The organism is Bacillus cereus group sp. BfR-BA-01349 (genome assembly GCF_022663795.1).
Taxonomy (GTDB): Bacteria; Bacillota; Bacilli; order Bacillales; family Bacillaceae_G; genus Bacillus_A; species Bacillus_A cereus.
In genome coordinates this window covers 25,282-38,030 of record NZ_JAKUGE010000056.1, presented here as the reverse complement: position 1 = coordinate 38,030, position 12,749 = coordinate 25,282, and the positions used below count along the sequence as shown (strand labels likewise).

The following is a 12,749-nucleotide window of genomic DNA, read 5'->3' as shown; positions in this document are numbered from 1 at the left end:
TTCTCGTGTTAGGAAGCTCACACCCTAGACTTCCCTCTCTGTAAACCGTAAAAATGATTTCTTGTCCTTATCGTTACTTTTTCGTTCATGTCTATTTGTTAACTTATTATAGTTATCAACTTTTTAAAAAGCAAGCCTATTTTTACTAACTATTTTCAAAAATTTTTTTATTATATTTCACAATAGCATTATGCAACTGCCACTCAATTTACCTATTTTGTCATTTCTCCAGTTTATAAATCAACGGTTCATATATAAAGTGAAACTTTAATCAGTGGGGATTTTGTTCATCCCCACTGATTATTAGCCTTCACCAATTGGGCTTTTACAGGCAGTTGATCCCCACCTAACTTCTTTGCTTTCACTGAATTTTGAGGGGGGTGGTCTTACTGCCCGTTAATGCGGGATAAATCCCCATTCTAAAACCCGTACATACTCACCTTACAAAATTATATCAATAAAATTTTTAATACAATCTTTTTGTATAACTTTCTTCTAAAGAACGTGCAACATCTTCTTCTGAAGCATTCACTTTCGCATGCTCTAACAACATTTTTGCTGCTGAAGGTAACTCTTTTTTATTTAACCAAGATTCTGGATCCCATATCTTCGAACGAATAAACGCTTTTGCACAATGAATGTAACACTCTTCTATTTCAACAACAATTCCAAGCAACGGATTACGTCCATTCGCCTGCATTTCTTTCAAAATTTCTTCGTCGTTTGTAATATACGCTCGGCCATTTATTCTGAGTGTCTCCCCAAGACCTGGAATAAAAAAGATTAGTCCTACACGTGGATTTGAAATAATATTCAAAATGGAGTCTATACGACGATTTCCTGGCCTTTCTGGAATGATAATTTTATTATTATTGAGTACGTATACAAATCCAGGTGCGTCTCCTCTCGGCGAGGCGTCACACTCCCCCAACTTATTTGCAGTAGATAATACTAGAAAAGGAGATTTAGAAAGGAAATCTACACAATGGTGGTCTAATGATGAAATAACTTTTTTCAATGCTCGCTCACTTGGTTTCCCCAATATTTTCCGTAACTCTTCCTCTGTTGAAATAATCGATTTTATTTCCATACGCTCTATCTCCACTTATATGGGATATTACTTCAGCTGGACATATTATGCATGATGAAGATGTACAAATTGGTGGTCTTCGTGAAATCGAAGAAGAATTGGGGCTTTCCTTTCAAACTACTGATTTAGTATACAAAGGAATCTTTAAAATAGATTATGAAATTTCAAATCTTACTGATCGTGAATTTTGTCATATGTATTTCCACAATGTCATCAATCCACTTCCATTCGCACCAGGTGAAGAAGTAGACGATGTGATGAAAGTACATGCAACTTCTTTTCTACAACTATTAAATGGTGAAATTTCATCTTTTACAGCTATTTCTGTTTTAAACAATAAACCAATTACAATAACATTTGAAGATATTTATCCGTATGATCTTGCATACTATGAATTTGTTATAGAGAAAGGAAAAGAATTATTAAAAAATAATAGTTTATAAATAAAATAGGACTCTTAGCATTATATTGCGTGGAGTCCTATTTTTCATTATTGCTCAAGTGCCTTCAATCTTTTCTCTACTCGTATGAATAAGCGAATGATTAGTACTAGCATAAAGATCATTATAGCTAACGTTGTATGGGAGTATCTAAACAGTATACTAATAACACTTCCAATTAACATCATGATGAATCCATTTTGCTTCATCACTTCTGCACTATACCTGTTACCCGCACCCCATAATTCCTTATTTTTCATAGATCGTTTCGTACGATAACCATATGCCGCATTAATATCGGTCGGTGGATTTTTTTGAAGAATAATTGCCGCAAGTATAAAAATAATACTAATCAATATGCTTATTCCTATGTTTACTAGTGCATAAATCAATTATATCCCCCCTAACTTACACTTTCATTATACGACACAAACCTTATTTTTCCAATTTATAACACATTTACTTTCTTTCTTTTGATGTCTGGAACATACTTGGAAGTGTTACAAAACGTGCCCCTTTCGTTTTTAACTGCGGAATGATTTTGTCTAGTGCATCTACAGATCCTTGTAAATGCCCACCTGGTGTTGAATGTTGGAGGATGACACTTCCAGGAAATGAATTCCCTAACACATTATTTGTAATCGTATCAGCACTCACACCTTTCCAATCAACCGTATCAACACTCCACTGTACAATCATAAAATTTTGCTCTGTGGCCCATTTTAATTGATTTTCAAGTATTTCACCGTATGGCGGACGTATAAACTTCGGTGCATAACCAGCTAAACGATTTAATATTTCTTCCGTTTTTATAATTTGATTACGGTACTCATCCTCATTTACTTTCGCTAAGTTCGGATGACTATACGTATGATTACCAATTACATGCCCTTCATTCGCAATACGCTTTACTACGTTCGGAAATTTTTCTGCGTTTTCACCAAGTAAGAAGAAAGTCGCTTTTACATTATGTTGTTTTAACTTATCTAAAATTTTTGGCGTAAATTCTAAATCTGGTCCATCATCAAATGTAAGAGCTACTTCCGCTTTATTGTACGGTCCGGAAAATGCGTACGCATATTTTTCGACCCATGAAAATGGTGTCCACGATCCACGCTCATATGCTTTCATTTGTACTTCATAGTTTTGAGGGGTATATACGTATGGCAATGAACTTATATAGTCTCCATAATAAAATGAGTTATATGGCATATAAGCATACGAAACATCTCGTTCTAGTCCCCATTGATATGGAGCAAACATTTGTGGCGAATAAAAATAATACATGATAAAAAAACCTCCCTAATTTTTCATATGTGATTCCTCTGCACTTTGTTAGAGAAATTGTTATTCATAAACAAAAAATAAGACTGTCCTTAATTAGGACAGTCTTGCTGCTTTATATTATTAATAAATCGATGTACTATCTTTCGGCAAAGCTTTCACATGTTTTAAATAGTTCGTCACTTTATCATCCTCATCTTGCGGATATTGATATTCATATGTGTTAGCGATTTCGTTCGCCACTTCCCTAAATAAATCACCCATGACAAAGAATGACTCCCATATGTTTTCATATTCTGCATTAGAAAATGTCCTTTTAAATTGCTCCCACATATCTTCTTCAATATATTGCTCGAAATGCTTTCCAAACTTCCCTGTATTAACTGTAAAGTCTGTTTTCATACCAATATGCCATTCTAGCATTACAATGAACACATCTCGCACTGGTCCTTCAAGCATTCCTTTTGCATAAGAAAGCTCTTCTCTCCATAGCCCTTTTGCCACATTCATACTACACCACCAAAATTCATTACAGCAATCCAAAAACTCTTTTTCTGTAGGCTTTTTTATTAAGTAATCTTTATCGCTTGCTGGTGGGAATTCTTCCAGACAATTATCTTTATCAAGAAGCAGTTTACTTAAACTATCTTGTCCAACGAACTTTTTTATTAACTCAACTGGAACTAGCGTTAAATCAATCCGATTTCCATCCATGAGCTGCATTAAATATGGAAACTTTCCGTCTTCATCTAGTGGAACTAACGACATTTCTTCTGGCATTTGTACAATCATTATTTCTCCAAATCTATGAATCCAATTATGATTAGACGTAAAAGATTGTATATCATTTACAACATACATAATATCATAGTCTTGAAAACAATCTTTTTTCACATTTGGATTTACACGCGATCCATTCATGATGACAGCTCGAATTCTTTCATCCTCTTTTGCTATATTTATAATTACGTCTAGCATTTCTTTTTCAGTTCTCATCTATTTATAGCCTCCAATTTTTTAATATACAATATAATGCTATGTATACTGGAGGTCCACGAGCTAATCTCGTTATACACGATACATGTTATAATTTTTGAAACTTCTTTTTCATCCTTTTCCCTCCTTACATCACTCTTTTACAACTGCCATTCCTTTCAATTTACCAATGCTTTCTACCATTCACTTTTAATTATACCGAAAATTCTGTCTCGAATACAAAAAATAAAGAAGGGACATCTACCCCTTACAGAATAGATATCCCTTCTTTTAAAGTTAAATTTAATTCCTATGGATTAGTAGACCAAAGCCCAGCAGATTTAATAAATGTACGTTTATTTAATTTCAGCTGCGCTACGATAAATTCTGCAATATCTTCTGCTTGCATTACTTTATCAGGGTTTCCATCAGTTAATCCTAAATCTACAGCCATATCAGTTGCTACTGTACTTGGAGTTAAAGCTGTTACACGAATGTTATGTTTGCGAACTTCCATCGCTAACGATTCTGTTAAGCCAAGGACACCAAATTTAGAAGCACTATATGCACTTGTTACAGGTGCACCTTTTTGTCCTGCTGTAGATGAAATGTTAATGATATCACCAGATTGTTGTTCAATCATGCTCGGTAAAGCTGCACGAGTTGCATAGTATACACCCATTAAGTTTACTTGAATGATTTTTTCCCAATCAGCAACGTCTAGTTCTAAAAACTTACCGAATTTAGAAATACCAGCGTTATTAATTAAAATATCGATAGATCCTAAACCATTTTTTAACATTTCAATCGCAGTTGTTACTTCTTCGTATGAAGAAACATCAGCAGTTGCAATAACAGCTTTTACACCTTCTGCTTCTACTTCTTTCGCTACAGCTTTTAAGTTTTCTTCTGAACGAGCTAATAAGCCTACATTTACGCCTTCTTTCGCTAATGCGATTGCTACAGCGCGACCAATCCCTCTACCTGCTCCTGTAATTAAAGCATTTTTACCTTGTAATAAGTCTGCCAAGTATAACACTCCTTAATCATCTCAGTTATGTATTATATTAAAATTGTATCTATGTTTATGTAAAAAGGCAATGATGCACTTTCATGTGCGTAGGTTACTTGTAGGTAACTATAGAAAGTTTTTATTTATAAGTTTCATTTTTTTACCATTATTCATGTAAAATAAAAACAAATCCAGCATAGGGGAGTGTATGAGTATGAAAAGCGAAGGAAAAGCTTATCAATATAATTGCAGTAACGGTAAATGCATTTTTAAAGAGAAATAGTGTTAGAAGGTTCTCCTTCTAACACTATTTCTCTTCATGATTTGGCATACGCACAATAAATTCAGTACCTTTTCCTTCCTCACTCTCAACTTTTATTTCCCCATGATGAAGGTCAAGTACTTTCTTTACAATAGCTAAACCTAAGCCACTTCCTCCATAGGCACGATTTCGTGAAGAATCCGCTTTATAAAAACGCTCAAAAATATGTTGTTTCTGTTCTTCTGATATACCAATTCCTGAATCACGGATACGCACTTCCACTACTGTCTCATGTTCCTTTAACTGAATAGTAATCGTACCACCGCTTGGAGTAAATTTAATACTATTATGAATTAAATTAATCCACACTTGACTCATACTTTCTTGGTCAGCAATAACATGTACTTTTTCTAAATCTAGTTCTAACTCAATTTCTTTTTCAGCCCAGAGTGGTTCACTATTTAACACAATTTGCTTTAACTGTTGATCTAATCGATAGCTCACTCTTTCTGGTGTATACTCTTCTGATTCTAAAAGAGTTAGCTTCAATAAGTTTTGACTTAGTTTAGATAATCTCGTTGTTTCAGTTTCAATAATGGTAAGATAATGCTTTCTTTTTTCCTCAGAAAAATTATCTTCTTGTAGTGCTCTAGCAAATCCTTTTATAGAAGTTAATGGTGACTGTATTTCATGAGAAACATTTGATACAAACTCTTGTCTCATTTTCTCCATCGTATTCAGTTCATCTGTCATATCATTTATACTTTTTACGAGCACGCCAATTTCTCCATCATACTTTTCTTCATTTCGTATTTTTACGGAGAAGTCTCCTTTTGCAATTTTTTGTATCGGTTCAATAATAGTCCAAATCATCGCCTCTCGTTTTGGTCTCATTAATATTCCAATCAATGTCCAAATAAGAATAATAAATACAAAACCGACCATATCACTAATTAGAAAGGCAACAAACGGCGATACGTTTACGTCAAAAGCATTCAATATACTAGTTGCTACATAAAATGCGATAGACCAAATTATAGTAAGAAAAGAAAAGAGCGCTAATACCGCTCCAAATACTTTCAGCATCTTCAACTTACTCATTCGTTTTCTTTTTCTCATTTACTTACCTCTAAGCGATACCCTAATCCTCTTATTGTTTTAATACTAAATTTCGACTGCTCTTCTTGAAACTTCTCACGTAACCGATTAATATGAACGTCTAGTGTACGTTCATTCCCTTCAAAATCATATCCCCATATTTCTTCAATTAATTGCTCTCTCGAACAAGTTCTTCCCGATTTAGACCCTAAAGTAAAGCGCAGCTCAAATTCTTTTAACGGTAATGTAACCGTTTGTTCTCCAGATGTAACTTCGAATGTTTTACGATTTAATAATACATTTCCAACTTGAATCGATTGGGAAACTGTAATTTGGTAACGTTTCAATAATGCCTTTACTCTCACTACTAATTCTATAGGGTCAAATGGTTTTACAAGATAATCATCTGTCCCAAGGTGAAATCCTTTTACTTTTTGTGATGTTTCCCCTTTGGCAGTTAGCATCAGAACCGGGATATCATAGTATTTTCTTAATTCAAAACATACATCAAATCCATCCATATTTGGCATCATGATATCAAGAATAACCATATCGACTTTTACGTCATCCATTTTCTGAAGTGCATCTACTCCATCAATTGCCTCATATGTTTGAAAACCTTCTCGTTCTAAAAATACAGAAACGAGTTCTCTAATATGTGGATCGTCGTCTACTATTAAAATTTTAGGTATCAAAGGAACCATTTCCTTTCTACTTAGCATCTAATATATTGTTTAAAAATGAATCATCAGTGGAGTAAAATCCCACTGATGATTCATTTTATAATGCACCCTCTTTAATTTTCAATTGCTGCGTTGCAAACTCACGATACATATCATGCGTCTGTAATAATTCATCATGTGTACCGCTTCCTGTAAGATTACCTTTTTCAATAAAGATAATTTTATCTGCATCTACAACAGTAGAAAGTCTATGCGCAATCACTAACGTTGTTCTGCCTTTCATTAAGTTATTTAACGCTTTTTGAACGACAGACTCAGATTTACTATCTAAGCTTGAAGTCGCCTCATCTAACATAAGAATTTGCGGATTTCGAAGTAACGCTCGGGCAATGGCAATTCGCTGTCTTTGTCCTCCAGAAAGTTTCACACCGCGTTCTCCAACTTCTGTTGCATAACCGTTTGGTAAGTCATGAATAAATGCATCAACATATGCCATTGCAGCTACTTTTTCAATTTCTTCATCCGTTACTTCGCCCTCGACACCATAACAAATATTATCACGAATCGTTCCATCAATTAACGGACTATCTTGTGATACGTAACCGATTTGACGTCGCCATGACTGTAATGAATAACTCGTAATTGATTCTTCCCCTAATTTAATGGCACCACTAGTTGGCTCATAAAAACGTTCCAGTAATGAGAATAACGTTGTTTTCCCACTACCACTCGGTCCTACAATCGCTGTCACTTTTCCAGATTCAATTGTGAAATCAATATTTTTCAAAACTTGCTCTTTTTCGTTATACTCAAAATGTACATTTTCAAGAACAATCGGTTGCTTAGCATTTGTCACTTTCACACCAGTTTCATGATCTTCTACTTCATATTCTAAAATCGTACTAATTCTTTCCGTTGCACCAATTGCCTTTTGGAATTGTGTAAAGAACATAGATAATTGACTCATTGGCATTACAATTTGAACTAAATACAAAATAAACGCTACAAGTTCACCGGTTGTTAATGCACCGCTAGAAACTCGCATCCCGCCATATCCTACGATAATAACAAGTAGTGCCATTAAAACAAACGACATAACTGGCGAAATTAATGCTTGCACTTTTCCTTCTTTCAAACCAAATTGTAATAACTTTTGTATGCCTGTATTACCCGTTTCATATTCTCTCTTTTCTGTATTTGAAGATTTCACTAAACGAATTTCTGATAACACTTGCGTTAACACACTTGTAAAAGATGCAGTTTCATCTTGAAGCGCTTTTGAAATCTTATACATTTTTCTTCCAAGTGGAACTAAAATTAACACAGACAACGGAATAACCGTTAAAAGTAACGCAGTCATTTTCCAATCTAAAACAAATAATACAATTAACGATCCAACAATTGAAATACCACCTGTTAATAAGTTTGACAAATGCTCAGAAATTAACGTTTTCACAACACCTGTATCATTCGTCATACGGCTAATAGTATCACCTGTTCTATTTTGATCGTAATAAGATACCGGCAAGATAAGTACCTTTTTCCACAAACGTTCTCTTAGTCCCGCTACAATCTTCTGCCCAATATAATTTAGTAAATATATAGACAACCCTGCCGCAATAGTTTGCATTACAAAGAAAGCAACTAACCCAACAATTTGTCCTGCACTAATTGAAGAAAGCGAAAAATTATCTACTAATCCTTTTGTCAGCATAGGAATAAATAAACTCGCTCCCGTAGAAAGCAAACTCATTAACAACGCAAATACTAAAATTCCTTTCGGAGGATTTGTATCTTGAATAAGGCGTAAAAACTGCCTCCAACTCCCTTTTTTCTTTATTTCATTTCTAACTTCCATTCCTGTTCATCTCCTCATGTTAAACAAAACTGTTCTTTCTAAAATTAGAATACGATACAAATGTAAACTGAATGTAAACACACTTTTTCTATTTTTACAAAATATACATAAAAACTCATCTTTACAACCGATATAAACATCTGATATTATTACCTGGCACTTAATATTATTCTATGTAAATTATAGATAAATAATTTAAAACACGATATAAATCTCCAGTTAGTGAAAGGAGTATCCTTTTTGCAAACAAATATACATTCTGAAAAGGAAACAATTATTTTTATTCATGGATTAGTTGGCAATCGTCGCGCCTTCAAAAAAGAGCAAAAACGATTTTCTGCCTCCTACAACATTATAACTTATGACTTATTAGGTCACGGTGATGATAAAGGAGAAGCAATCGACTTTTCATTACAGCGCCTCGTAGATCAATTATTAAACTTATATGAACAAGAAGGTATTAAAAAAGCACATATTTGTGCGCTAAGTTACGGCTGTTACATCTCTACAATTTTTGCACAAATGCATCCAGAAAAAGTATTAAGTATTTGTCATATTGGAGGACATTACAATAACCCTTCTCGTTTATATAATGTATTTCAAAATTTTTGGGAGAAGCGAGGAGATGAATACTCTAAATGGCTCTCTCAATACGCAAATACTATTTTTCCAAGCGGTATATTAAAAGCAAATCCGTTCGCAGTCATTTCAAGAAATATTTACTACCGTTTCGGATTACAATTACATTCATCCATAATTGCCCAGTCATTACGACATCGGTTAGAATTCGATTTAAAATCTAAATTAAAATCACTTCCTCACCCTATACTATGGGTAATGGGAGAGCATGATCATCTCTATAAATCTTGTCTATTTGATTTGAAATCTATTTTGCCTAACGTTTTATATAAGGAAATACCTTTAGCGGGACATGCAGCGAACTTATTTCGTCCTAACTATTTCCATGACTTATATGATCGATTTTTAAATGGAAAGTTAAAATAAAAACTATTAAACTTCCAATTTATTCAACTATAAAAAGGCTTCCCAAGTTTCCTTGGAAAGCCTTTTCTCTATACGAAAAGTATATAAAACTACTTTTTCTTAGTATGCTTTTGTGTAACCTAATAGGTGCTTGCTCCAGTAAGAGTTACTTACAGAACTAATACGTACACCAGTTGCATCTGTTTCTGCACTAATGAACTGACCGTTTCCTAAGTAAACACCCATGTGAGAAGGACCTGATTTATAAGTATTTTGGAAGTATACTAAATCACCTGGTTGTGGATTGCTAGTTTTTGTTTTAGAGCTCCAGTATCCAGCAACTGTTTGACGAGCGCCTTTATGACCAGTTTGATTTAATACGTAGTGAATGAATCCACTGCAGTCAAAACCAGCAGGTGTTGTACCAGCAGTTCTGTATGGTGAACCATTTAAAGATCTAGCGAATCCAGCGATTGAAGATGTATCTCCACCTGTTGTTGGTTTTTGTACGTCTTTACCTGGTTGTTGAACGTTATTTGTAACATTATTGTTATTTGTAACGTTGTTTACTCCGCCTTTTACAAACTTAACGAAGTCTGCACTTACGTAACCTGTGCGGCCGTTATGGTTAATTTTGTACCAACCATTTTCAGCACCAGTAACGTTTAATACTTTACCATTTGTTACTCCACCGATTACAGCGTTGTATGTAGCTGGGCCTGTACGTACTTTTAAAGCACCAGTGTTAACAACATAAGAACCACCAGTTTGAACTGTTGTAGTATTGTTGTTTGTAGTTGGTTGTTGTGTTTCGTTAGATACAGCAGAACCACCTTTTGTTACGAAGTCTTTGCTTACGTATCCAGTTCCACCATTGAAGTTGATTTTAAACCAATCTTGTACTTCACCTACAACTTGTACTGTTTTACCTTTGTTTACAGAACCTAATACTGTATGAGATGTACTTGGGCCTGTACGTACGTTAAGTGAAGAAACGTTTACTGTGTAAGTACCTGTTCCTTGTTGAACAGTCGTTCCTGTTTTGCCACCAGTCGTTACGAAGTCACCACTTACATAACCTGTTTGACCATTTACGTTTACTTTGAACCAACCGTTTTCTTGTCCAACTACTTGTAGCACTTGACCTGATTTCACTTTAGAAATAACGTTATGTCCTGTACCAGCACCTGAACGAACATTTAATACATCAGCAGTTACTGTGTATTTTAATTCAGAAGTTGTTTCTACAGTTTTTGTTTCAGTTACAGTCGTTTGAGTTTGAGTTTGTCCATTAATTTCTTTTAGCGCTTCATTTGAAACTTGTGCATGAGCAGAATCCATTCCTGGAACTGCAACGCCAGCTACAGAAGCTGCTGCTAAACCTGCAATTACTTTTTTCATAAGTTGTCTTTACTTCCTTTCCCTACTATCCTCTTAAAACTTTAATACTTTACAATATTATCAAAGTAAAATATTCATCCAGTTCCATTTTTTAGCAAGAGTTTTATTTTTCACACAGAGTTCATTTTAAATGAACAAAGTGAAATCCGTGTGAACTTCATGTGAACTTTATCATTAATTATAGTGTTTTTGCAATGATTTTTTCAAATTTCTCATATATCGCATGAAAATTCGACATTTCATTTAATATCTCAATATAAAACATCCCTTTTCTATCTTCTATAAAAAATTCTATTAACCTAATACAAACCACATTATGTATTTCCTTATAAAGCTCCTTACATGAAGTATACTTTCATCATGACAAAAATCACTCTATTTATCAATAGTATAATATTTTTAGAAAACTAAATTTCTATACTATCTACATTTTTGAAATAATTTGACGAATTGTAAGATTTATTTCACAAAAGCCATTTCTCCTTTAAAGAAAACACACACTATATCAACTGTTCTCTTTTTCCCATAATGGAATTTATAGGATATTCATAGTATTATATACATATCTTAATAAAAAAGAATTTTAGCGAATTGATTAAAGTTTCATTCCCTTATAAAATGAAACTTTAATCAGTAAGGGTTTTATACATCCTCCGCTAATTATTAACCCTCACCACTCGGGCTGCCCATTAATACGGAGTTTTATTGGAATAAAAAGAGGAGGCATATTTGTGAGAAATATAATAGATGATCCAATACAAAAAACATAGAGCTATACTATGCTTTTATTCAATTCGTTTCAATGATAACATTACAAAAAGTATCAGCTATTGAAACACGTAAAAATGAATTAAAAAATCAGATGAAAAATGCCGGACAAAAAAACCCTTATTACGTATAAAAAAAGGTGAACAGGTTATATTCCTGTTCACCTTTTTAAATTATTTATAAATTTTCACACGGTCTTCTAGCGGTTGGAATTCTTTTTCACCAGCATGTACTACCGGTTTACCAAATGGCATTTGCGCAATAAGTTTCCAATTCTCTGGAACATCCCACTCTTTTCTCACTTCTTCATCAATTAGCGGATTGTAATGCTGTAACGTAGCACCAAACCCTTCAATTTCTAAAGCTGTCCAAATTGCAAATTGTAACATTCCTGATGATTGCTGAGACCAAGTTGGGAAATTATCTTTATATAATGCAAAGTTAGCTTGAAGGCTTTCCACTACTTCACTGTCTTCAAAATATAAAACCGTTCCATAACCACTTTTAAATGCATTCATTTTTTCTTCAGTGGATGCAAAGTTATTTTCAGGTACAATTTTTCGTAACGTTTCTTTCGTAATATCCCATAATTTATCATGTTGTTCTCCTAATAAAACAACAACGCGAGCACTTTGAGAATTAAAAGCTGAAGGTGTATGTTTTACAGCATGATAAATCACTTCTTGAATTTTCTCATCAGAAACTACTTGCTCTTTACTAATTGCATAAATAGATCTTCTGTCTTCAATTACTGAGTAAAAATCTTTTGCCATCATAATTCCCTCCAATTTTCAATTGAGGCTATTTCATATGTATATATCATATTACGCCCTCAAACTTATTATTAATAAGCTTATAACTTTATAATATCACAGCAACAAACAAACTCAAATA

Annotated in this window: 11 protein-coding genes and 3 pseudogenes; 4 read left to right on the top strand and 10 right to left on the bottom strand. The window is 33.8% G+C overall.

The window, feature by feature from the left end; translation table 11 throughout:
- Nucleotides 1-466 precede the first annotated feature (466 nt).
- Nucleotides 467-1,105 carry a pyridoxamine 5'-phosphate oxidase family protein gene (locus tag MR169_RS23740; RefSeq protein WP_061457078.1) on the bottom strand — a complete coding sequence of 213 codons (639 nt, stop codon included), beginning with the start codon at nt 1,103-1,105 and terminating at the stop codon, nt 467-469.
- Between MR169_RS23740 and MR169_RS23735 the strand changes: the two are divergent.
- Nucleotides 1,099-1,533, top strand: a pseudogene (locus MR169_RS23735) (NUDIX hydrolase); the annotation flags it as partial. The gene MR169_RS23740 and the pseudogene MR169_RS23735 overlap by 7 nt on opposite strands.
- Nucleotides 1,534-1,580: 47 nt before the next feature.
- On the opposite strand, the gene MR169_RS23730 reads toward MR169_RS23735, so the two are convergent.
- From MR169_RS23730 to MR169_RS23715, 4 genes are all read right to left on the bottom strand, one after another.
- Nucleotides 1,581-1,919, bottom strand: coding sequence for an SdpI family protein (locus MR169_RS23730; RefSeq protein ID WP_058839918.1), 339 nt, complete (start codon nt 1,917-1,919; stop codon nt 1,581-1,583).
- 70 nt (nt 1,920-1,989) lie between these two features.
- Nucleotides 1,990-2,817 (bottom strand): peptidoglycan-N-acetylglucosamine deacetylase, encoded by an 828-nt coding sequence (locus MR169_RS23725; RefSeq protein ID WP_000291224.1) that lies wholly within the window; start codon nt 2,815-2,817, stop codon nt 1,990-1,992.
- Between the two features lie 120 nt (nt 2,818-2,937).
- On the bottom strand, nt 2,938-3,810 hold the full coding sequence (locus MR169_RS23720) for an aminoglycoside 6-adenylyltransferase (protein WP_242320124.1): 873 nt from the start codon (nt 3,808-3,810) through the stop codon (nt 2,938-2,940).
- A 289-nt stretch (nt 3,811-4,099) separates the two neighbouring features.
- Entirely contained in the window at nt 4,100-4,819 is a 720-nt protein-coding gene (locus tag MR169_RS23715) for a 3-ketoacyl-ACP reductase (RefSeq protein WP_242320123.1), read from the bottom strand.
- Nucleotides 4,820-5,015: 196 nt separating this feature from the next.
- Here MR169_RS23715 and MR169_RS28540 point away from each other — a divergent pair.
- Nucleotides 5,016-5,084, top strand: a pseudogene (locus MR169_RS28540) (DUF3139 domain-containing protein); the annotation flags it as partial.
- A 24-nt stretch (nt 5,085-5,108) separates the two neighbouring features.
- On the opposite strand, the gene hitS reads toward MR169_RS28540, so the two are convergent.
- The 3 genes from hitS to MR169_RS23700 form a co-directional block, all read right to left on the bottom strand.
- Nucleotides 5,109-6,182 carry an envelope stress sensor histidine kinase HitS gene (gene hitS, locus MR169_RS23710; RefSeq protein WP_142954707.1) on the bottom strand — a complete coding sequence of 358 codons (1,074 nt, stop codon included), beginning with the start codon at nt 6,180-6,182 and terminating at the stop codon, nt 5,109-5,111.
- Nucleotides 6,179-6,856: an envelope stress response regulator transcription factor HitR gene (gene hitR, locus MR169_RS23705; RefSeq protein ID WP_242320122.1), complete on the bottom strand. Its 678-nt coding sequence runs from the start codon at nt 6,854-6,856 to the stop codon at nt 6,179-6,181. The genes hitS and hitR overlap by 4 nt, the downstream gene beginning before the upstream one ends.
- An 85-nt stretch (nt 6,857-6,941) precedes the next feature.
- The gene (locus MR169_RS23700) at nt 6,942-8,702 is read right to left on the bottom strand and encodes an ABC transporter ATP-binding protein (protein ID WP_242320121.1); all 1,761 of its coding nucleotides are present in this window, start codon (nt 8,700-8,702) and stop codon (nt 6,942-6,944) included.
- A gap of 240 nt (nt 8,703-8,942) precedes the next feature.
- Here MR169_RS23700 and MR169_RS23695 point away from each other — a divergent pair, with 240 nt between their 5' ends.
- Nucleotides 8,943-9,707: an alpha/beta fold hydrolase gene (locus MR169_RS23695; RefSeq protein WP_001194306.1), complete on the top strand. Its 765-nt coding sequence runs from the start codon at nt 8,943-8,945 to the stop codon at nt 9,705-9,707.
- A gap of 99 nt (nt 9,708-9,806) precedes the next feature.
- Here MR169_RS23695 and entFM read toward each other — a convergent pair whose 3' ends face one another.
- Nucleotides 9,807-11,087 carry an enterotoxin EntFM gene (entFM, locus tag MR169_RS23690; protein ID WP_000755525.1) on the bottom strand — a complete coding sequence of 427 codons (1,281 nt, stop codon included), beginning with the start codon at nt 11,085-11,087 and terminating at the stop codon, nt 9,807-9,809.
- A gap of 731 nt (nt 11,088-11,818) precedes the next feature.
- Between entFM and MR169_RS28390 the strand changes: the two are divergent.
- Nucleotides 11,819-11,988, top strand: a pseudogene (locus MR169_RS28390) (DNA mismatch repair protein MutT).
- A 40-nt stretch (nt 11,989-12,028) separates the two neighbouring features.
- Here MR169_RS28390 and MR169_RS23680 read toward each other — a convergent pair.
- Nucleotides 12,029-12,631 (bottom strand): nitroreductase family protein, encoded by a 603-nt coding sequence (locus MR169_RS23680; RefSeq protein WP_242320120.1) that lies wholly within the window; start codon nt 12,629-12,631, stop codon nt 12,029-12,031.
- Between the last annotated feature and the right edge of the window lie 118 nt (nt 12,632-12,749).